The following is a 21,407-nucleotide window of genomic DNA, read 5'->3' on the forward strand; positions in this document are numbered from 1 at the left end:
CATTGGCATAAGTAAGGAGAACAGGATGACCATCCGCCCGGGTTTACTCGCCCTCACCCTGCTGCTGGCCCTGAGCGGGCAGGCGCAGGCTTACTCCTACGCCGCCGCCGGCAAGGAGCCACTGATCGACGCCCGCGAAGCGCTGCTGGGCGCCGCCACTGACGGCAAGGATGCCAGCGCCACCTTGAGCGAGATTGCCGACGAGCTGACCTATCTGGAACAGCACCACAAGGTGGAGCTGCAAGGGCCGCTGGCAGCCGCCATCAAGGCCAAAGATGCCGCCGCCACCGCCGCCCTGCTCAACCGGGCCTACAAGGCGGAGATCGAGCGCCGGCTCGAAGGGGCCAGCCAGAATCTTGGCGACTACCAGACCGCCAAGGTGCTGGTGGTCAAGAGCAAGCGCTTCCTCGACTTGATCCTCCCATCACTCAATGAAGGGGATCGCAAGGCCGCCGAGCTGGCGCTGGCCAAGGTGCTGGATGCCATCGGCAACCCGGGGGTATTCGGGGTGGGCGCCAAGCCCGCCGATGCCGCCGCCTTTAGCGATGCAGAAAAAGCGCTGATGGCCGTGCTGGCGCCGCTTTGATGGCAACCTGCCAAGCATTGCGCCATCTCGCTGTGACAAACGGTGGGTTTCGCTGCGCTCTACCCACCCTACGCACGGCCTACCGATAGATGCACCCGGACACTGGTTTGCCCCCTTCTCCCCTTGCGGGAGAAGGGCTGGGGATGAGGGGTAAGTTAATGGCCCAGCGTTGGCCTTCCCCCTGCTCCACCATCATTTGGCTGCTCATTCTGCTGCAACTGGCCTTGCTCGGCTGGCTGCTGGCCTTCCCAGTGGCGCTCGATTCCGACGATGCCCTCAATTTTGCCCACGGGGTGACGCGCTTTAGCGTGCTGGAGTTCTCCCCCCACTTTCCGGGCTACCCCGCCTTTATCTGGCTGGCGCGGCTGATCAATCTGGCGGTGGACGATCCGGCCCGCGCGGTGCAGTGGGCAAGTCTGCTCGGTAGCAGTCTGCTGGCGCCCCTCGCCGCCTTGCTGGCGGTCAGATTGTGGCAACGGCCCAGCCTGCTCGCCCCAGTCTGGCTGCTGGTGCTGGCCCTACCGCTCACCCCGACGCTGGCGCTATCCGGCCTTTCGGACGGGCCCGCACTCGCCGCCTGGCTCGGGGCGATCTTGGCCTTGCAGCAGCGCAGAATTGCACTGGCGGGTCTGTTACTGGGCCTTATGCTGGCGCTGCGCCCCTCCTATTTTGTGCTGGCGCTGCTGCCCTTGTTGCTCGGGCTGGCGCAGCAGAGCACGCGCGTCAGGTTTGTGCTCCCCATCGTGCTGGTGGGGCTTATCAGCCTGCTGTTTGTCTGGCAGGCCGATGGCTGGGCCTATTTCAGCGAGGGGCGGCGCTTTACCGACGGCCACTTTACCCTCTGGGGCAACACGGCGGCGGCCCATGGCGATCGACTGCTCAGCTGGGCGCGCACCTTCAACGATCAGCTCACCCCGCTTTGGCCCTTGGCTGTTGGGGCACTGCTGGTACTGCCGCTTTGGCAAAGATCAAAAAACAACCCTGCCGCCCTCCCCCCACTCTGGACGCTCTACTGGCTCGTCCTGCTGCTCTGGACCCTGTTTGGCCAGAATCCCGACAATCCCCGCCATCTGGCCCCCATCACCCTGCTCGGTATTGTGCTGCTGGCAGGCTGGCTGCCACGTCGTGGCGAGTGGGTGGTCGCGGTCGCCGGATTGCTGCTGCTCGGCGCGACCTTCACCCTGCCCCGTCCGCCCGCCATGGTGCAGGCGGCAAGGCTCGCAGAGAAAAGCTGCCCGGCGCTGGTGACCCAGTGGGGGGTAAGATTGCTGCGGGAAACCACAGCCTTGGCCGTCACCGATGGCTGGTACAAGGGGGATGCTGCGCTGGCGCTCTCTTGGGGAGCCTGCCGCCTCAGTCGCCGCCCCATCGCCGCGAGCGAAATGCCCAGCGCGGTGCGCCAGTACTGGTTTGCCCCGCGCTTTGCCGCCGAGCCCGGCCTCTGGCTCGCCATACCGGATCCATAGCCGCGACAAAACTGATAGACTGCTTTTTTCGCGCTTTTCAACCCGACGTTTCGCATCAACTGGACACCCTATGCCCCAATCGCCAACAGCTCAGGCTGCCGCCCTCTCCCCCCGTTTCCTGTTTATCCTGCTGGGCGCCCTGGCGGGTCTAACCCCACTGGCGGTGGATATGTATCTGCCCGCCATTCCGGCCATCGCCCGGGATCTGGCCACCAGCATCGACGGTGCCCAGCTCACCATCAGCGCCTTTCTGGGCGGCTTTGCCATCGGCCAGCTCTTCTACGGCCCGCTGGCCGACAGCTATGGCCGCAAGCCGGTGATCCTGGCGGGGCTGGTGATGTTTGCCATCGCCTCGGTCGGTTGTGCCATGGCGGACTCCCTGCCCGAATTGCTGGCCTATAGGATGTTGCAGGCGGCGGGCGGCGCGGCCGGCTCTGTGGTGGTCAATGCCCTGCTGCGCGATCTGTTCGAGAAGGATGCGTTTTCTCGCGCCATGTCGTTCGTCATTCTGGTGATGACCTTGGCGCCGCTGGTAGCGCCTGTGGTGGGCGGCTATATCAGTGCCCACGCCGACTGGCGGGTGATCTTCTGGCTGCTGGTGGGGATCAGCCTGCTGATCTGTCTGGTGATGCAGTGGAAAATTCAGGAGACCCTGAAACCGGAACACCGTCAGCCCCTTAATCTGGGCCAGATCCTCAAAAACTACTGGGGGGTGCTCTCCCATCGCGGCGCCATGGGGTACGTGCTGTGCGGCTCCCTCTCCAGCTCCGGCATGTTCGCCTTCTTAAGCGGCTCCCCTTACGTCTATATCGAGTATTTCAAGGTGCCGACCGAGCACTACGGCTGGCTGTTTGGCCTCAATATCCTGCTGATGATGGTGGTCACCTTCGTCAACAGCCGACTGGTGAAAGGGGTGGGCGCCGAGCGGATGCTGCAATACGGCCTGCTGGTGCTGCCCTGCGCGGGCGCCCTGCTGGTCTACAACGCCTGGAGCCAGACCGGCGGTCTGTGGGGCATCGTCATTCCGGTGGTACTGTTTGTCGGCCATATCAGTCTGGTGGGCGCCAATGCTATGACCGGCCTGATGGGCCACTTCCCGCAATCTGCGGGCACCGCATCGGCACTGGCGGGCACCCTGCGCTTTGGCATCGGCGCCCTGGTCGGCATTCTGGTCAACCTCAATCCGCCCCACTCGCCGCTGCCCATGGCCATCGCCATCGCCTGCTGCGGCGTGGGTTCCACTCTGAGTTACTGGCTGCTGACCGGCAAGCGAGGCGATTGATCCCCCTCCCCCGATCAGAAAAACGAAAGAGGCTTCCGCCAACGGAAGCCTCTTTTCGTACTGGCGCCCAGACGTTCAGAACTGGGCACTGTTGAGCCAGAGGTGCGCCCCTATGCTCACCAGATAACCGAGCAAGATGGCAGGCAGCCACTTCAGGTGGCCAAAGAAGGTATACATGCCGTGGGCCTGTCCCATCAGGGCCACCCCGGCCGCAGAGCCGATGGAGAGCAGGCTGCCGCCCACCCCGGCGGTCAGGGTCACCAGCAGCCACTGCCCCAGCGCCATATCCGGGTTCATCGACAGCACGGCAAACATCACGGGAATGTTGTCGATGACGGAGGACAAGACCCCGATGAAGATGTTGGCCATGGTGGGATCCCCAGCGTCATACAACCAGTGTGAGACCAGCTCCAGATACCCCATAAAGCCCAGCCCACCGACACACATCACCACCCCGTAGAAGAAGAGCAGGGTATCCCACTCCGCCTTGGCCACCTTGTTGAACACGTCAAATGGCACGACAGACCCCAGACTGCGCAACCGCACATCATCGCCATTGCGTTCATAGAGCGCACGCTTGCGGGCAAGAGAGCGCGGCAGCGACTTGCGCAAATAGAAGCCGAAGAACTGCAGATAGCCCAGCCCCAGCATCATACCCAGTACGGGCGGCAGATGGAGGAAACTGTGGCACAGCACCGCCGTGGTGATGGTCAGCAAGAACAGCACGACGATGCGGCGGGCTCCCCGCTTGAGATCGACCACTTCGTTATCAGCCTCCGGCACATGGCGCGGCACCATCAGGCTCATCAGAATGGCTGGCACCAGGAAATTGAGCAGAGAGGGGATCAGCAGGGTGAAGAACTGGCCAAATTGCACCTTGCCCGCCTGCCACACCATAAGGGTGGTGATATCGCCAAAGGGACTGAACGCCCCTCCGGCGTTGGCGGCGATCACTATGTTGATGCAGGCAAGATTGACAAAACGCCGATCACCGTTGGCCACTTTCAACACGACGGCGCACATCAAGAGCGCTGTGGTCAGGTTGTCTGCCACCGGCGAAATACAAAAAGCAAGCCCGCCGGTCAACCAGAACAGGGTGCGCAAGTGAAAGCCGGATCGCACCAGCCAGGCGCGCAGGGCATCGAACAGCCGCCGATCCTCCATGGCGTTGATATAGGTCATCGCCACCAGCAGGAACAGCATCAACTCGGCATATTCCAGCAGGGTATGGCGAAATGCCTGCTCGGCGACAGGGCTCATCCCCTGCTGTGCATAGGCGATACCGATCAGGATCCAGATCACCCCGGCGGCCACCAGCACGGGTTTGGACTTGCGCAGTTGCAGATACTCTTCAGCCATCACCAGGGCGTAGGCCAACACAAACAATCCGACACAAAAAAGTCCGATTGAAGAGGATGTCAACAGAACAGGGCCACTACTGGCATGGGCGGGAGGGATAAACAGGGACAGCAGCAAAATAACAGGGGTGAGCGCAGACATGGTCTCTTCCTTTTAGAACCGTCTGGCAATGATGCTAGCACCTGGATGAAAAGAAAAATTCATCCAGGTCAATTAACGCTTAATTGGTTTGCTGTCGAAACGCGGGATTATTTCTTGCCGAAACCCGACTGCTTGAGGGTATAGCCTGCGCTGTTTTGCCAGGCATCCAGACCGCTGCGGTTATTGCCCGCCACCAGACTGGCGGCCAGACTCGGGCTGTTGAACAGCTGATCGGCGGTAAAGACAAAGCCGCCCTGACTGCGGGGCACTATGACCCCCTTCTCCAGCAGTTCGTGACGCAGCTCGATCACCGCTTCACGCAAAGAGGCGGCATCCTCGCCATTGGCGGTGGAACCGGCCAGCACCATAAAGCCCGGATTTTGCCGCTTGCCCACCGGATAACCGTGGGCCTCGGCCCCTTTGCCGTTGAAGTGGTAGAGCTCGCGCTCCCCCGGCCGGTTGTCAGAGAGTGCCTTTTGCAGGGTCATCAGCTCGTTGTAGATCTCGATGGGGACGACGGCAGCCTGCTTGTTGCCCTTGCTATCGATGATAAAACTGACTTGCTTGTGTAACATCCTTGCTCATCCTGTGACCCATGGAAGCCCCTATTCTAACCACCTCGGGCAAGCGGGATCCAGCGAGGATCCACTGCTCTTTTGCCGCCTTGATCACTAACTGGCACTCTTGATCAGCCGTAAGGGGTGTTGATCATTGTCGGCCGTGCTAGCGTACCAAGCATGATGAAAGCCATTGACCATCAAACGGTTATCCCATGCTGACACTGCGCAACCTCTGCAAGAGCTTCGATAACGGCAGTGAACGACTGCCGCTGTTCCACCATCTCGATCTCGCCCTCCCCGCTGGCGAGATCACCCTGCTGCTGGGCCAAAGCGGCTGCGGCAAGTCGACCCTGCTCAATCTGATCGCCGGGCTGATTGCACCGGACGAGGGGGAGATCTGGCTGGGGGAGACCCGGATCGACACCCGCTCCCCCGACGAGCGGGCGCGCCTGCGGGGCCGCCATTTCGGCATCGTCTATCAGGATTTCAACCTGCTGCCGACCCTCAACGTGGCCGAGAATCTGGCCCTGCCGCTCGCCATCAACGCTCTGCCACCGGATGAGACAAGGATTGACCAGTTGCTGCATCGGCTCGATATGAGCCACAAGCGCCATGCCTGGCCGGAGCAGCTCTCCGGCGGTCAGCGACAGCGGGTGGCGCTGGCCCGCGCCCTTATCCATCAACCCGGTTGGCTGCTCGCCGACGAACCCACCGGCAGCCTAGATGAACACAATGCCGAACAGGTGATGGAGTTAATGATCGCGGCGGTGCGCGACACTGGCGCAGGCTTGCTGCTGGTGAGCCACAACCCCGCTTATGCTGCGCTGGCAGACAGAGTGCTGCGCCTTGAAGGGGGGCAACTTATCGAGCTCAAGGGGCCCCGTCATGACTAAGCAGCGACTGCGTCTGTCGGGGGCACGCTGATGCTGCCACTCAAAGCGCTGCTGCGCCTCTATCGCAGCCACCCCTGGTTGCTGCTGATGAGTCTGGCCGGGCTGGTATTGGGAGTGTCGCTGGTGGTGGCCATCGAGCTGCTCAATCACAGTGCCCGCACCAATTTCGTCGCCGCCCGCAGCCAGCTGGCAGGAGAAGCCAACTACCGGCTGGCCCCCGCTGGCGGGCTGGATGAGCAGCTTTACGTGCAGCTGGTGACCAGCCAGCCCGCCCTCGATGCCATGCCCCAGCTCCATGGCTGGCTCAAGGATGAAGAGGGGCGCAGCTTTCAACTGCTGGGAATGGATCTCTTCAACCCCGGTCCGCTGCGCCAGCTGTTTGGCGCCCAACCCGCGAGCGAGCCCGCCTTTTCCCTCAACCGCGCCGACAGCATCTGGCTGTCGGCCCCCGAAGCGGAGCGCCTTGGCTGGCAAGCGGGCCAGAGCCGCCGTTTTGTATTGGGCGGCAGCGATGGCGCCCGAACCCTGACCTTGACGCTGGCGGGCACGTTTGAACCGGGCGCCGTGCCCATGGAGCGACTGCTGATCACCGACATCGGCCTCGCCCAGCCGCTGCTGGATAAAGCGGGTCGGCTCGATCGCATCGTCTTCAAGCTAAGTGACGCCGAGGCTCGTACCCTGCAGGCCACTCTGCACACCCGTTACCCGAACCAGCCCTTGTGGCTTGAGCCCATTAGCCCGGCGCTCGATGCCAGCCAGCTTGGCGATGCGCTGGCCCTCAACCTGACGGCGCTGTCATTGCTCGCCATGGCGGTGGGACTGTTTCTGGTGTTCAACGCCCAGCGATTTGTGCAGAGCGTGCGCCGCCCCCAGCTGGCCCAGTTGATCATTCTGGGGATGGGGCCGAGCCGAGTGCTCCGCTGGCTCATTCTGGAGCTGCTTATTCTTGCCACCATCGGCACCCTGCTAGGGGTGCTGCTCGGCAGCCTGTTGGCGCTGGCACTGATGGGGCAACTGACCCAGGCGCTGGCCGATCTCTATGGGCCCAACCCCATTGATCTGTTGCGCCTCTCCCCTGTGAGCCTGCTCAAGGCGCTGTTGATCGGGCTGCTCGGCACGCTGGCCGCCAACCTGCCCGGCTGGTGGCAACTGCTGCGCCAATCCCCCCTAGAACTGCGTGCCGGCAGCAGCCGTCCTCCCGCTCACCCGTGGCGACGGCGCGTGCTGGCCATCGCCATCTTGCTGCTGTGCGCTCTGTGCCTGTGGTTGCCGCAAACCGGTCTCACCGGTGCGCTGTTTATCGCCGGCGGCTGGCTGCTGGCCATGGCGCTCTGGCTGCCCGATGCCCTGCGCGGCCTGCTTGGCTGGTTGCGACGGCGCGCGGGCGGCCCCCTCACCGCCCGGCTCGGGGTGGCCGAGACCCTCTATCACCTCGATCGCACCGCCATCGCGGTGATGGCATTGCAGCTGGCCATCGCCGCGGCCATCGGCATCGGGGTCATGGTGTCGAGCTTTCGCTCCAGCGTGGAGATCTGGCTCGGCCAGCGTCTGGCCGCCGATCTCTATGTCACCGCCCCCAAGGGGGTGGCGGGCAGCAAGGGCACTTTAAGCGACACAACCCTTAAGACCCTGCTCGCCAATCCGCTGGTGAGCGCCGCCTCGCGCCGCTCGGTTCACCCCGCCCGCTGGCAGGAGCAGCCCATCGAGTGGGCGCAGATGGACTTTATCCCCCAGCTTAAAGCGGCCTATCCGCTGCTGGCCGGACGCTGGCCGACCCGTCCCGACGAAGTGCTTGCGAGCGAACCGCTGACGGTGCGCCTCGGGGTCAAGGTGGGCCAGACGTTGGCGATCAGTGGCGAACAGGGGCCAAGGCAGTTCACCGTCACCGGCGTCTATCAGGACTACGGCAGCGACAAGGGGCAACTCCTGCACGCCTTCGAGGCGGGGGCGGTGCAATCCCTCGCCCTCTTTAGCAACGACCCCGAACAGCTGGCCGATCGCCTGCGCGAGCGCTTTGGCGAGCAGCTCAATCTGCTCTCCGCCCCCGCCATTCACAGCGCGGCGCTCAAGGTGTTTGACCAGACCTTTGTGGTGACCGAGCTATTGAAACTGCTGATCCTCGGCATCGCCTTTGTCGGGATTGGCTCGGCTTTTATGGTGCTGGGGCTGGCGCGCCGTGGTGAGCTGCAGACCTTGCAGAGTCTGGGCTTGAGCCCCCACCACTGCCGCCAGCTGCTGGTGTGGCAAGGAGCGGGATTGGGGCTGCTCACCGCCCTGCTGGCCCTGCCGGTGGGGTATGGCCTCGCCTGGGTGCTGATCGAAGTGGTCAATCCCCGCGCCTTTGGCTGGCGCCTCGCCTTCGAGGCCGCCCCCCTTCATGCGGTCACCGCCCTGTTGCTGGCACCGGTCTGTGGCGCATTGGCCTCCTGGTATGCGGCAAGGAGAGTGGTATGAGCCAACAACCGCGAGATACGCCAGCATGCTGGCTCTCACACCTGATACGCGGCGCATTGGCCTCCTGGTATGCGGCAAGGAGAGTGGTATGAAACAGATCAAAGGGTGGCCGCTGGCGCTGGGTATGCTCTGGACGCTCTATAGCGGGGCTATCGCTGCCAGCGATCTGGGCGCCCTGCTCGGCGGTGGCAACGACAGCTTTAAAAAGGTGCTGCCGGGGCAAACCATCCAGCTGCCGGAGGATCACGCCGCCCACCCCGATTACCGCTCCGAGTGGTGGTATCTCACCGGCAATCTCAAGGATGAGGAGGGGCGCGAATATGGCATGCAGTGGACCCTGTTTCGCCAAGGGATCGAACAAGAACTCCGCACCAGCAACCCCTGGCTCACCCCCCAGCTCTGGCTGGCCCAGTTTGCCATCACGGATCTCGACCGTGGCAGCCACCAGCAAGATGAACGGGCCAGTCGGCAGGGGCCGGGACTGGCGGGAGCCAGCGGCGGTCAATATTGGCTAAGGGAGTGGCGGCTTGCCTCGCAAGGGGCGGCGCTCTTCCCCGCCACCCTCAAGGTGCAGAGCAAGATTGGCGAGCTGAACCTCACCGTCACTGCTGCCAAGCCGCTGGTGCTGCAAGGCAAGGCCGGTTACAGCGAGAAGAGCCCGGGCAACGCCTCCTTTTACTACTCCTACCCGCGCCTGCAGCTGAGCGGCACCCTGACTCGTGATGGCGAGACCCGCACCATCACCGGCCAAGGGTGGTTTGATCACGAGTGGAGCAGCTCGGTATTGGCCGAGTGGCAATCGGGCTGGGACTGGTTTTCGCTCCAGTTGAACGATGGCCGCGAGCTGATGCTGTTTCGCCTGCGCACCAAGGCGGGCCGCGCCGAGCCTGAGAACCGTTACGGGATTTTGATTGAGCGGGATGGCAGCAGCCGGGTGATCGCCCCCGACGCGATTCGCCTTACGCCGGGCAACACCTGGCGCGGCCCCAAGGGGCAAGCGTACCCCGTTGAGTGGCAGCTAAACGCCGCCGGAATGAGCCTCACCATCAAAGCACGTCAGCCCAATCAGGCCATGACAGGTCGCTTTGACTACTGGGAGGGTGCAGTCTCTGTCTCGGGGGATGCCAAGGGGGTCGGCTATCTGGAGATGACCGGCTATTAAGCCTGCGACCATCGCCGGTCATCCCTTATTCTGACGCTTGATTCAAAAGCAGGGCGCTATCAAGAACTCATTAAAATCCGACAACTTGGAGAGGTTTCTACTCAACAAGGGAAGTCAGCGTTTGATACCCTGCGGATACGGTCTCATGGCGTATTTTCGTACAGCCCCCATGGCGACAGTATTAACCGGTTTGATTCGTTCAATTCATATGCAGCATGCACAAGGATGGCATTTATGTGGCAAGAGATCTGGCAGACCATCGTCTCCGAGTTCGCCGATATTCAAGATATCAAGCAGATGACCCAGATTGTATTGCGCCTGCTGGTGGCTGGTCTGCTCGGCGGTCTATTAGGCTACGAACGTGAACAGAAAGGGAAAAGTGCCGGGATCCGCACCCATATGCTGGTCAGTATTGGCGCAGCCCTGTTCGTGCTGATCCCCCAGCAAGCTGGCGCATCAACTGCCGATCTGACCCGGGTGTTGCAGGGTCTCACTGCCGGGGTGGGATTTCTGGGAGCTGGCACCATCATTCTGGGCACCCGACAAACAGAAACCAAGGGGCTGACCACGGCCGCCGGTATCTGGGTTACCGCCGCCATCGGCATTGCCGCGGGTATGGGCCGAGAGTCCACCGCGGTGCTCGCCACCCTGATCGCGCTGTTTATTCTGACCATCGTGCCTTGGCTGCTGGGGATCAAAAAAGAGGGCCGTGAGTAATCCTCACTGGCCCCCCACTGACTGCGGCCCTCTGCAGATACCGGCCACCCGAGTGGCCGGTCTGCTCGATGACCCGAACCCCATAGCCCTGATAACAGGGCATAACCGTGATATTGCCCAGCCACTTCTGTCACTTGGCGCCAGTCGTCAAGGATGCCTTGTCTGCTTGTTTATTGAACACACTTACCCACTCAACCCGCAGCCAACTTGGCTCAAGTCTGATCCTTGTCAAAAAACCTTTCAAAATCCGAGCGATAACTAACTTTTTACTCACTTTTGTTGGTAGGTGTTTGATACCTTGCTCATCTGGCCCTCACAGCCCCAAAAGCAGCCGAGGTAAGCCCATGATTTACCCATTTTCATTCTGGTTAAAGGTCGCACGCGGGGAGCTGTAACCCCGTGCGGTAGCTATCTTCTCTGCTGATGGGTAAATTCAACGTTATTAGTAATAATATTAGCGTTCAAAAAATATCAAGTATTTCCATATATCAACCACAAGTGAACAAATCATTATTATTTAGCGTTTACATATCAGCAACATCGCCAATGGGATTATTATTTTATTAAATACATCAAGTGATGAGGATGACAGTGAAGAGCCTTTTAATCCGTTATTCTTTACATATTTGCTTTGCTTTTTTGGGATTTTATGCTTCTGCGGTTGTTTTAGCATATTCAGATAGTGAATCACGTGACTTTATATCAATACTAAATTCACTTGGTGTTTTTCTTGCGTCAGCAGGTGCTATCGCAGCATTACTTACTCTTTTTCATGTTGTTTATTCCAGAGCGGAAGACAAAGAAGAATGTGAGATTAACTACCTGAGATATATAATTTTTATCCTAGAACGTCAAGCAATGTTTATATCAATGTTTGAGAAAAGAATAGCAATATTCCAGAGTTTGGATGAAACCACTAGAGCCTTACAACTAGAATCACTAAAGTTTGACGATTCTCTGTGCGATGCCATAAATATTGAAAGGAGTCTTTTTTTGTTATCGTCATCAAACTCAGACTTATTATCAGAGTTAGACCGTAGCCAAAGAGACTTCAAATCTCTTTCTTATACAATTATGAGAAGAAATAATCTATATATAAACGACTACCAACGAAAAGTTCAGCATCATTTATATCCAGGTGGATATTATAGCCTAGCAGAGCTAGAAAAAATTGTAGGAAATGCTTTATTGCCTTCTCTCATTGAATTTACCAATGAAATTTTCATGCAATTACCAAGGGTTAGAAGCCATATAATAGATGTTCACTCTCAATTAAAAATAGAGTTTAAAAGGAAATATCCACACCGACTATACTCTTAAAAACCAAAAAACAGATATAGTTCAACATAAGCTCAAGATATTTTAAGTATGTACCCAAGAGGCAAGAATGGATTATTCAATTAAGTTAAAAACAGACCGCTATAGAATATCAACAGTAAATGGCAGAGACTTCAATGAAGAAATGGAGAGTGATAGAGGGCGAGCCCTAACATCTGCCGCTCTGCGACGTCTTCAACAAAAAACTCAGGTTTTTCCACTAGAAAAAAATGCAGCTGTTCGAAGTAGGCTCACCCACTCCCTTGAAGTTCAACAAGTCGGGAGATATATCAGCAAGCTAGTATTATCAGCACTACCATTAACTGACTGTGGATTAGATGATAAAATTGATGGTTTTATTAGCGCTGTTGAAATTTCATGTTTACTGCACGATATAGGAAACCCTCCTTTCGGTCATTTTGGTGAAATGGCCATAAATATATGGTCTAAAGAAAAGGTCTCTCCGATATTTAATGCATTATATAGTAAGGTTGAGGATTGTCAGAATGTAATTCAAGACATTATTAATTTCGAAGGAAATGCGCAAGGCATTAGGATTTTACATAGCCTTCACTCATTAAATTTAACATATACTCAGTTAGCATGCTTAATAAAATATACTCGTCCAGCATATCACCCAAAGCCAGGTGGGAGTTCAACACATAAATATCGTTGTAAAAAACCAGGCTTCTTCCTCTCTGAAGAGGATCTAATTAATAACATCCAAAAAGCTCTATCAATAACAGCTGGTTGTAGATTCCCCCTTACCTATATAATGGAGGCTGCTGATGATATTTCATATTGCATAGCCGATCTTGACGATGCTGTGGACAAAGGGATTTTGTCTATTGAAAAACTACATAGCGAAATAACTAAAACCTGGGATTATTTAAAAATTAAGATTAGTAATGTAGATGAGAGAAACTATCTTAATGAAATAATTAACAAAGCATATGGTGCCTACCAGAACACACCCACAAATAAAAATCATGCATACATACTCACCCTTAGAACAATTTTAGTAAATGATCTGGCAAGGTATGCAGCAGTAAGATTTGTCAATAATCACCAATCTATTTTTGATGGTCACTTTGATGAATCACTACTTGATGGCAATGATAAATATCATTTTGCTACCGAGACTTTACGTTTAGTTGCAATTAACAATGTTTTTAATTCTAAAGAAGTTGAAAAATTAGAACTGAAGGGATATTCCGTGATCTCTGGATTATTAGACCTTTATACTCCATTGATTAAACTTAGCTTTGAGGATATCAAAGCCCTCACTCAAAATAACCACCTTAAGAGTCATCCCATAGAAACAAGACTATTCCATAATTTGTCAGAGAAGTATAGAACCACATACTCTCTATCAACTAAAGAAATTTTTGAAACAACAGAAGTAACTAGCAATCAAAAATTATACGAACATTATTATAGAGTGAGGTTAATAATAGATTACATCAGTGGTATGACAGACCATTTCGCATTGAAAGAGTACCAAGACCTCAGTGCTTCAACATAAACTATAACTTTACGTTATCCTCCATGAATTTAACTTAAACCTAGATCTGAAACGTAAAAAACTACGGTAAATTGCCAAAAAGTAGCCCCGGTAAATTCACTTTACTGGGGCTACTTTTATCTATCCGTGCACTAAAACTAGATGAACGTTTGGTGATAATGAAGTCAGATATATTGGCGAAAATTCATTTCATCCCTACCCCCAGCGATTGAATAAACGCCAGGGTACGACGATTAAACTGCTCCGGCTGCTCCACATTGCAGACATGGCCGCACTGTTCAATGACCGCCAGCGAAGAGCTGGCATCGCGGGCCACCTGTTCGCGCACCGGCGCCAGAAACATATGATCCTCCTCCCCCATCACATAAAGAGTGGGAATGGGCAGGGAGCGTTCGCGAAAATAACGCATCAGCGGGTTAACCTCGGTGGCAAGGCGGAACCAGCGTTTGAACTCTTTCTGGCAGAGCTTACGGGCCTCGCGCACAAAGAGGTTGCGCGACTCCTGATGGTGCTGGCGCGGCATGATGATGAAGGCAAACAGCCGGTAGAGCCACATATAGGGCAGGAAGTGCTGGCCGAGTCGGCCCAGCTGCACCAGCACCCGCGAGCGGATATCGAGCCGCAAAATGGCGCCCCCCAGTACCATGCTTTTCACCCGCTCCGGGCAGAGCTCGGCCAGATGGCGAATAAGGATGGTGCCAAGGGAGATGCCGACAAAGTGGGCGCGGCGAATATCGAGATGATCGAGCAGCCGAACGATATCTTCGGTCACTTCCCGAAAGCTGTAGTGGCCCTTGACCACCTGTTGCAGTTGGTGGGACTGGCCGTGGCCGCGCAAATCCAGCAGCAGCACGTTGAAGTGCTCGCGATAGGCGCGCAGTTGCTTGAACCAGATGGAGGAGCTGCCACCGGCACCGTGGACAAACACCACCCAATCCCGCTCGGGACCCAGTTCGAAAGTCTTGTGATACAACATCCAATAGGCTCCCTTGGTGATGGGGGGTATACTCGGCTGCGCGCATATTAACAGAACAGCCCCGCCGATAGATATGCGCCTGACATGACCCGGATCACCCCTTGCGCGAGAACTTTCCATGGATTTGACCCGTTTGCGCCACTTTCTGCTGACCCTGCCGGGCGCCACCGAAGATACCCCATTTGGCCCGGAGATCCTGGTCTACCGCATCGCGGGGAAGATGTTCTCGCTGGTGGATTGGCAGGCCGAGCCACTAACCATCAACCTCAAATGCGAGCCCGAGCTGGCGTTGCTGCTGCGCGAGATCCACCCCGGGGTCAAACCGGGCTGGCATATGAACAAGCAACACTGGAACACAGTGACCCTGAACAGCACCTTGCCAGATGATCTGTGGCAGGGCTGGGTGCACCACTCCTATGAGCGGGTTGTCGCGGGTCTGCCCAAAGCCAAACGGCCACAGGCGCCGCGCCCCCTCTCCCCCACTGACGACCCAACCTTATGACCCCAGCACTTAATCCAGCACTTTGTATTGTCCCCCTTGGCGAGGCACATATCCCCGCCCTCGTAACCCTGTTTGAGCAGGCGGTGCGACGCAGCGGCCCCGAGCACTACAGCGCCGAGCAGGTGGAGCAGTGGGCCCTCGGCGCGCGCCATCCGGGCTTTGTCAGCCAGCTGCGCGAGCACCACGGCTGGGTGGCGGAGCAGGCAAATGTGCCCCTCGGGTTTGTCACTCTGAGCCCCGATGGCCACCTCAGTCTGCTCTATGTGAGCGCCGACCATCAGCGCCAGGGACTGGGCAATCTGCTGCTCACCACGGCGCTCGCGGGGGCTCGAGGGCTCGGTATGACCCTCATCACCACCGAGGCCAGCGCCTTCAGTTATGAGCTATTTTTACGACATGGCTTTACGTTGACCGGGCTGGAGTGCGTGGAGCGGGGCGGAGTCAGTTTTACTCGCCATCGCCTGCACTGCTGCTTGCCAAGCTAGGGCAAGCCACTAAAATACGCTTAATTTTCGTATTGTTACTGTATTGAGGCAGCAACCATGGTGGTAGAAAGTGAAGGCTATATCTCGCTGATCGAGTATCTGGTGGAGAGTTTGGGATTGTTTGAATCCCAGCAGCAGAACGATGGTGAAGAGACCATCGAAGATCTGGTCAGTGGCCGAGTTGCCAGCAACCTGATGGCCATTTGCGAGCAAAACCCCCAGCTCGATCCCAAGGTACGTTTCGCCATCATGCAGGAGGCCGACGCCGTGGTCGCCGATCTGGAAGAGGTGCTCTCCGCCGTCTGGCTGCGCGCCCCTACCCCGGAACAGAAAACCTTCCTCATCGAGTTTATCGATCTCATCAAGAACCTGTTCGACAGCGCCATCGGCTGATCTGCCGTCCGGCTCTCCCGCCCAACGCAAGATTGCAAAACAGCAGATAAGGAAAAGGGCCGCCTTGGTGGGCAGCCCTGCTTGCTATCATTTTCAACCCGCCAGTGCGTTCATTCATCAGGCGGTTATCAAGGCAAGAAATGTGTCTGGACTTTGCATCCGATCCCTGGACGCTACCTAGTTAGTCCCGACTGGTCGCAATAAGTTCCCTCCTCCGACCATTTATTTTCACTTTTATTAAGAAATCGACTACAAACCTGTTCAGCGGTTAAGGCTGGGCGGCAAACAGACTCCAATGCCACCCAATCCGCAGTAACCATCCGGGTTTTTCTCCAGATATTGCTGATGGTAATCCTCGGCGTAGTAGAAGGGCGCCAGCGGCAAAATGCGGGTGGTGATGGCACGGCTGTCGCCGCTTGCCGCCATCGCCTGCTGATAGGCCGCCATGCTCTGCTGGGCAATGATCTGCTGGCTCTCGTCGCCATAGAAGATCACCGAGCGATACTGGGTGCCAATGTCCCCGCCCTGACGCATCCCCTGCGCCGGATCGTGCTGTTCCCAGAACAGTCTGAGCAGATCGCCATAGCTGATCACCGCCGGATCAAACACCACCTGCACCGTCTCGGCATGGCCGGTCAGGCCGCTGCACACCTCTTTGTAGGTGGGATTCTGGGTCACGCCGCCCTGATATCCGGCCGCGGTGGAGTAGACGCCCGGCTGCTGCCAGAACAGGCGCTCCACGCCCCAGAAACAGCCCATACCAAACCAGGCGATCGCCATGTTCTCGGGCCAGGGACCCTGGGTCGGGTTGCCATTCACCGCATGCTGCTGACCAATCACCATCGCTTCGCGTCGTCCCGGCAGGGCATCTGCCGGTGAAATAATCTGTTCCATGAATTCTGTCCTTGTATAAAACCCTGTGAAATCACACAGCTGACGAAAAGGAGCATCGAAGATAGCAGTTTATCGCGCCGGATCAACCGGCGGGCCCCTCCCCGCTCGCTCCGGCGGCCATCTGCACCGTCCGTCACTCTTTCCCGATCCGCACGGCCAAGCCGCCCCTCGTAGAGCAGAAACGGCCAAAATCAATATTTAGTCTTGATTTGTGAATTAATTTTCATATATTGAGCCAATCGCTGTTTTTTTATGGAAGAAATATCAAGTGCGTGAACGCGAACCCAGTCTGGTCAATGCCTTCCGGCAATCCACCCCCTATGTCAATGTGCATCGGGGTGCCACCTTTGTGCTGATGATGGGGGGAGAAGCCATCTGCCACCCCAACTTCGCCAATATCGTCAGCGATATCGCTCTGCTGCAGACACTGGGCATACGCCTGGTGCTGGTGTTTGGTTCACGTCCGCAAAACGATGAAGCGCTGGCCCGCGCCGGTATCGAGGCCCAGTATCACAGGCGGATCCGGGTCACCGATGACGAGAGTTTCACCATCATCAAGCAGGTGTGTGGCGGCCTGCAATACGACATCACCGCCCAGCTCTCCATGGGGCTCGCGAACACACCAATGCAGGGAGCTCGGATCAGCGTGGTGAGCGGCAACTTCGTCACCGCCCAGCCGCTGGGGGTGGATGATGGCATCGACTTTTGCCACAGCGGCCGGGTGCGCCGCATCGACGTGGAGGGGATCACCCGCCAGCTCGATCAGAAGAGTCTGGTGCTCATCTCCCCCATCGGCTGCTCGGTCACCGGCGAGAGCTTTAACCTGAGCTCCGAAGAGGTGGCCCGCCGGGTGGCGGTCGACCTCAAGGCGGACAAGCTCATCTGCTTTAGCAGCACCCAGGGGGTGATGGACAGACGCGGCGAAGCCATCTCCGAGCTCTTCCCCGAGCAGGCCGAAGAGCTGCTGGTTGAGCTGGAGCAGGCTGGCGAAGAGATGTCCGGCACCGCCCGTTATCTGCGTGCGGCCATTGCCTCCTGCCGTGGCGGCGTGCCCCGCTCCCATCTGGTGAGCTATCAGGATGATGGCGCCATGCTGCAGGAGCTGTTCAGTCGCGACGGCCTCGGCACCCAGATAGTGCGGGAAAGTGCCGAGCAGGCCCGCGCCGCCACCATCGAGGATATCGGCGGCATTCTGGATCTCATTCGCCCGCTGGAGGAGGAAGGCATTCTGGTGCGCCGCTCCCGCGAACAACTGGAGATGGAGATCGACAAGTTCACCATCATCGAGCGCGATGGTCTCATCATCGGCTGCGCGGCCCTCTACTGCTTTATGGAAGAGGCGATGGCGGAGATGGCCTGCGTCGCCATCCACCCCGACTATCGCAACTCCAACCGGGGGGATCAGCTGGTGGCCAAGGTGGCCGAGCGGGCCAAGCGGCTCGGCATTCGCCGCCTGTTCGTACTCACCACCCGCTCCATCCACTGGTTCCGGGAGCGGGGCTTCGATCCGCTGGAAGTGGAAGATCTGCCGGTGGCGCGCCAGCGTCTCTACAACTGGCAGCGCCGTTCCAAGGTTTTGTCAAAGACCATTGCCTAAGCCATTGATTCTGCGTTGAGTTAGCCGACAATTTGAACTTTTTCACAAACTCGATTGACAGTGCAATCCAACGCAGGTTATTTCTAAATGCACTCCACCGCCCTGGTGGAGCCAGAAGAGGAGCGCTGCCCAGGCAGCCCAAGGGAGGACGCCAGCGTCCGGTGAACTTGGGTCAGGGGGAGCAGCGCCGAGACGAGTGAGGAGACTGGTAACCTCAACGTCGGCTGCGGGGGCTGAATCCCCCGGGTTGTCATCGGTAGTGATCATCCCACACCGCGCTCTGTCAGGGGCGGTACGGGATGGGCTCTGCAGGTGGAGTGCTTCTGGCCGGGATAGCTTCGTTCATTCCTGCCATTTTCAGCCTCCTCCTCTCTTTTTTGCCCGATGGAACCGGAATCTTAAAATAAGACAGGAGTAAGCAATGAGCCCGATCAATGTCGCCAAGTTTGGCGGAACCAGTGTCGCCAACTTCCCGGCCATGAATCACTGCGCCGACATCGTGCTGGCCAATCCCGCCACCCGGGTGGTGGTGCTGAGCGCCAGCGCCGGTGTCACCAACCTGCTGGTCGCTCTGGCACAAGGGGAGCTGGACGAAGCGGGCCGCGACGAGCAACTGGCCAAACTGGCCGGGATCCAGCAGGCCATTCTGACCGATCTCGGCAACCCCGTTGATGTGAGCGCCCTTATTCATGGTCAGCTGGACGAAATTCGCCTCATGGCCCAGCAAGCCCACCAGCATACCGATGCGGAGCTGGCCGATCGCCTCATCGCCTGCGGCGAGCTGATGTCTACCCGCCTCTTTACCGAACTGCTGCGCCAGCGCGGCGTCAAGGCCCACTGGCAGGATGTGCGCCAGCTGATGCGCACTGACAGCCGCTTTGGCAAGGCCACCGTCGATCTGGCCACCACCCGCACTCTCTGCCAGCAGACGCTGGGCCCGCAGCTTGGCGACAGCCTCATCATCACCCAAGGCTTTATCGGTGCCGATGGCGATGGCCGCACCACCACGCTGGGGCGCGGCGGCTCTGACTACAGCGCAGCCCTGCTCGCCGAAGCGCTCGATGCCGCCAGTATCGAGATTTGGACCGATGTGCCCGGCATCTACACCACGGATCCGCGCCTCGTCACCCGCGCCCGCCCCATTCCCGAAATCAGCTTTGTCGAGGCGGCCGAGATGGCCACCTTCGGCGCCAAGGTGCTGCACCCGGCCACCCTGCAACCGGCGGTGCGCCAGAATATTCCGGTGTTTGTCGGCTCCGCCAAGGACCCCGCCGCCGGTGGTACCTGGATCCGCGCCAGCACAGATTCAAGCCCGCTGTTTCGCGCCGTCGCCCTGCGCCGCCAGCAGGTGCTGGTGACCCTGCACAGCCTCAACATGTTCCACGCCTACGGCTTTCTGGCCGAAGTGTTCGGCATTCTGGCCCGTCACCGCATCTCGGTCGATCTCATCACTACCTCGGAGGTGAGCGTGTCACTGACCCTGGATCACACCGGCAGCCAGAGCAACGGCGAACCGATCCTGAGCGACAAGGTACTGACCGAGCTGGGGCAGCTCTGCAAAGTGGAAGTGGAAACCGGTCTGGCACTGGTGGCGCTCATCGGCAACCGGATGAGCGAAGTGAACGGGGTGGGCAGTCAGGTCTTTGACGCCCTGCGCGAGCACAACATCCGGATGATCTGCTACGGCGCCAGCGCCCACAACCTCTGCTTCCTGGTCAAGGAGAGCGAGGCGGGCAATATCGTCAACCGCCTCCATCAGGAGCTGCTGGACTGACCCTCACCGCGAGGTAAACCAGACCATGCAACAGGGCGCCCGCAAGGCGCCCTGTTTATTTGTATTCCGCAAAGGTATCGGCTCAGGCAAGGCTGGTGGCTGGCAACTGACAGGCCACGGCTTCGCGGCGCAGCTGCTGCAAGCGGGCCAGCAGCCCGGTCTGGCCCGGCTCCGTCTCCTGAGGCGAGAGATTGTCCACCAGCAGCGGATAGTGATCCGTCACCGCCTGCATCAACCAGTCGAGGCGACGCAGGGTGAGCGGGCCGCAGCTCTGGCCGCTCAGATCATCGGCCACATCGAGCCGGTGGCTGCGATACATGTCCCGCCACCAGTTGGCGACCAGCGCCTCGTCGCTCGCCAGCGCGGCGCTCCACTCCCCTTGCAGGGCGTGCAGGCGGGCCAGCACGGGCGCGCTGGCCCCTTCGCGGATCAGGTGGTGGATCTCCCGTTTCACCCATTTCAGACAAAGCTCGCGCCAGTAGCGAAATTGCGGCAGAGGATCGGCCTCATCGAGCCAGAGTCCGGAGAGGGTGCGGGTCTCCAACCGCTCCGGTACATGGAACTGCGGGTCGACCAGACCGTTGGAGTTGTATTCAAAGCGGGGATCGAAGGTCCACATATAGCCAAAGTCGAACACGCAGATCTGCTCGCCGTCATCGAGCAGGTTGCCCGGGCTCGGGTCCCAGTCAAACCAGCCCCAGCGGGCCAGCTCCCCCTGCACCTCCAGCATCTGGGCCAGATTGCGTTCGTTGAGCTGATGGACCGGCACACCCCGCAACCAGGGGGAGACCAGCACCCCGGCCCGCGCCGAGCCGAAGCTGGTGCAGACCACGTGGGAGAGGACAGTTGGATGCAACTCGCGCAGCGCCTCGATTTCGCGCCGCCGCTCCAGCTCGGTCAGAAAGGCGGTCTTGCCATCTAGGTTGGCCACCAGTGAATCCTGACGGCGCCGCTTGAGGCACCAGTGATGCCCCTCCACCTTGAGGTGAAACACCTCGGCGGTGAGGCCGTGGCGATAGACCTTGACCACAGCCGGATGGCTATCCTTCAGCTTGACCAGTTGGGCCAGCGGCAGCGGGCAGTCGCGCTCGCGTCCGATCCGGATCTCTTCCTTGCTCTCCAGCATGCGCAGCAATCTGGCCTGACGCGCCATCACTTTGGGATTCATACATGTACCTCCAGTCGCTATCGAGAGACTAAACAGCAGATCCCTCCCAAGCCAGTGGCAAAACCCCATGATGACGCTTTCATCACATATTCCGAACAACCCCTCGATCGGGATCACAATTTGCAAGGTTGAGCTGTAACCAAATATTCATTAAGT

At 58.3% G+C, this 21,407-nt stretch carries 19 protein-coding genes and 1 riboswitch; of the genes, 14 read left to right on the forward strand and 5 right to left on the reverse strand.

Going from position 1 to position 21,407, the window contains the following annotated elements:
* Positions 1 to 25: 25 nt before the first annotated feature.
* The 3 genes from ACTG2T_RS00665 (at position 26) to ACTG2T_RS00675 (ending at position 3,334) form a co-directional block, all read left to right on the forward strand.
* Complete coding sequence (locus ACTG2T_RS00665; protein ID WP_330124438.1) at positions 26 to 586, forward strand: hypothetical protein; 561 nt, start codon at positions 26 to 28, stop codon at positions 584 to 586.
* 158 nt (positions 587 to 744) lie between these two features.
* Positions 745 to 2,052: a hypothetical protein gene (locus tag ACTG2T_RS00670; protein WP_330124439.1), complete on the forward strand. Its 1,308-nt coding sequence runs from the start codon at positions 745 to 747 to the stop codon at positions 2,050 to 2,052.
* A gap of 70 nt (positions 2,053 to 2,122) precedes the next feature.
* Entirely contained in the window at positions 2,123 to 3,334 is a 1,212-nt protein-coding gene (locus ACTG2T_RS00675) for a Bcr/CflA family multidrug efflux MFS transporter (RefSeq protein WP_042055658.1), read from the forward strand.
* 75 nt (positions 3,335 to 3,409) lie between these two features.
* Here the strand turns inward: ACTG2T_RS00675 and nhaD are convergent, their stop codons facing one another.
* Positions 3,410 to 4,834 carry a sodium:proton antiporter NhaD gene (gene nhaD / locus ACTG2T_RS00680; protein WP_330124440.1) on the reverse strand — a complete coding sequence of 475 codons (1,425 nt, stop codon included), beginning with the start codon at positions 4,832 to 4,834 and terminating at the stop codon, positions 3,410 to 3,412.
* 107 nt (positions 4,835 to 4,941) lie between these two features.
* Positions 4,942 to 5,409, reverse strand: a complete 468-nt coding sequence (locus ACTG2T_RS00685) for a DUF4357 domain-containing protein (RefSeq protein WP_005333716.1) — start codon at positions 5,407 to 5,409, stop codon at positions 4,942 to 4,944.
* Positions 5,410 to 5,606: 197 nt separating this feature from the next.
* Here ACTG2T_RS00685 and ACTG2T_RS00690 point away from each other — a divergent pair, with 197 nt between their 5' ends.
* From ACTG2T_RS00690 to dgt, 6 genes are all read left to right on the forward strand, one after another.
* Entirely contained in the window at positions 5,607 to 6,287 is a 681-nt protein-coding gene (locus ACTG2T_RS00690; RefSeq protein WP_265776054.1) for an ABC transporter ATP-binding protein, read from the forward strand.
* A gap of 30 nt (positions 6,288 to 6,317) precedes the next feature.
* The gene (locus ACTG2T_RS00695) at positions 6,318 to 8,741 is read left to right on the forward strand and encodes an ABC transporter permease (protein ID WP_265776053.1); all 2,424 of its coding nucleotides are present in this window, start codon (positions 6,318 to 6,320) and stop codon (positions 8,739 to 8,741) included.
* An 88-nt stretch (positions 8,742 to 8,829) separates the two neighbouring features.
* The gene (locus ACTG2T_RS00700; RefSeq protein ID WP_330124441.1) at positions 8,830 to 9,903 is read left to right on the forward strand and encodes a lipocalin-like domain-containing protein; all 1,074 of its coding nucleotides are present in this window, start codon (positions 8,830 to 8,832) and stop codon (positions 9,901 to 9,903) included.
* Positions 9,904 to 10,137: 234 nt separating this feature from the next.
* A complete protein-coding gene (locus tag ACTG2T_RS00705) occupies positions 10,138 to 10,620 on the forward strand; it encodes an MgtC/SapB family protein (RefSeq protein WP_240337334.1) in 483 nt (160 codons plus the stop codon).
* Positions 10,621 to 11,205: 585 nt separating this feature from the next.
* On the forward strand, positions 11,206 to 11,940 hold the full coding sequence (locus ACTG2T_RS00710; RefSeq protein ID WP_330124442.1) for a hypothetical protein: 735 nt from the start codon (positions 11,206 to 11,208) through the stop codon (positions 11,938 to 11,940).
* Positions 11,941 to 12,007: 67 nt separating this feature from the next.
* Positions 12,008 to 13,462: a dGTPase gene (gene dgt, locus ACTG2T_RS00715; protein WP_181221962.1), complete on the forward strand. Its 1,455-nt coding sequence runs from the start codon at positions 12,008 to 12,010 to the stop codon at positions 13,460 to 13,462.
* Between the two features lie 184 nt (positions 13,463 to 13,646).
* On the opposite strand, the gene ACTG2T_RS00720 is transcribed toward dgt, so the two are convergent.
* Positions 13,647 to 14,438: an alpha/beta fold hydrolase gene (locus ACTG2T_RS00720; protein ID WP_181221961.1), complete on the reverse strand. Its 792-nt coding sequence runs from the start codon at positions 14,436 to 14,438 to the stop codon at positions 13,647 to 13,649.
* A gap of 118 nt (positions 14,439 to 14,556) precedes the next feature.
* Here ACTG2T_RS00720 and ACTG2T_RS00725 point away from each other — a divergent pair, with 118 nt between their 5' ends.
* The 3 genes from ACTG2T_RS00725 to ACTG2T_RS00735 are packed head-to-tail and all read left to right on the forward strand — an operon-like array spanning position 14,557 to position 15,818.
* Entirely contained in the window at positions 14,557 to 14,940 is a 384-nt protein-coding gene (locus ACTG2T_RS00725) for an MmcQ/YjbR family DNA-binding protein (protein WP_330124443.1), read from the forward strand.
* Positions 14,937 to 15,425: a GNAT family N-acetyltransferase gene (locus tag ACTG2T_RS00730; protein WP_265776051.1), complete on the forward strand. Its 489-nt coding sequence runs from the start codon at positions 14,937 to 14,939 to the stop codon at positions 15,423 to 15,425. The genes ACTG2T_RS00725 and ACTG2T_RS00730 overlap by 4 nt, the downstream gene beginning before the upstream one ends.
* A 57-nt stretch (positions 15,426 to 15,482) precedes the next feature.
* On the forward strand, positions 15,483 to 15,818 hold the full coding sequence (locus ACTG2T_RS00735) for a DUF3802 family protein (RefSeq protein WP_005333735.1): 336 nt from the start codon (positions 15,483 to 15,485) through the stop codon (positions 15,816 to 15,818).
* A 261-nt stretch (positions 15,819 to 16,079) separates the two neighbouring features.
* Here ACTG2T_RS00735 and msrA read toward each other — a convergent pair whose 3' ends face one another.
* Complete coding sequence (msrA, locus tag ACTG2T_RS00740; RefSeq protein WP_005333739.1) at positions 16,080 to 16,712, reverse strand: peptide-methionine (S)-S-oxide reductase MsrA; 633 nt, start codon at positions 16,710 to 16,712, stop codon at positions 16,080 to 16,082.
* Positions 16,713 to 16,980: 268 nt separating this feature from the next.
* Between msrA and argA the strand changes: the two genes are divergently transcribed.
* Both argA and lysC read left to right on the forward strand, forming a co-directional pair.
* A complete protein-coding gene (gene argA, locus ACTG2T_RS00745) occupies positions 16,981 to 18,309 on the forward strand; it encodes an amino-acid N-acetyltransferase (RefSeq protein ID WP_330124444.1) in 1,329 nt (442 codons plus the stop codon).
* A 107-nt stretch (positions 18,310 to 18,416) separates the two neighbouring features.
* Positions 18,417 to 18,640: riboswitch (Lysine riboswitch) on the forward strand.
* Between the two features lie 90 nt (positions 18,641 to 18,730).
* Complete coding sequence (gene lysC / locus ACTG2T_RS00750) at positions 18,731 to 20,083, forward strand: lysine-sensitive aspartokinase 3 (protein ID WP_005352746.1); 1,353 nt, start codon at positions 18,731 to 18,733, stop codon at positions 20,081 to 20,083.
* Between the two features lie 82 nt (positions 20,084 to 20,165).
* On the opposite strand, the gene ACTG2T_RS00755 is transcribed toward lysC, so the two are convergent.
* Complete coding sequence (locus ACTG2T_RS00755) at positions 20,166 to 21,251, reverse strand: hypothetical protein (protein WP_330124445.1); 1,086 nt, start codon at positions 21,249 to 21,251, stop codon at positions 20,166 to 20,168.
* Positions 21,252 to 21,407: the final 156 nt, after the last annotated feature.

Source organism: Aeromonas sp. 75A, assembly GCF_051919425.1.
Taxonomy (GTDB): domain Bacteria; phylum Pseudomonadota; class Gammaproteobacteria; order Enterobacterales; family Aeromonadaceae; genus Aeromonas; species Aeromonas veronii.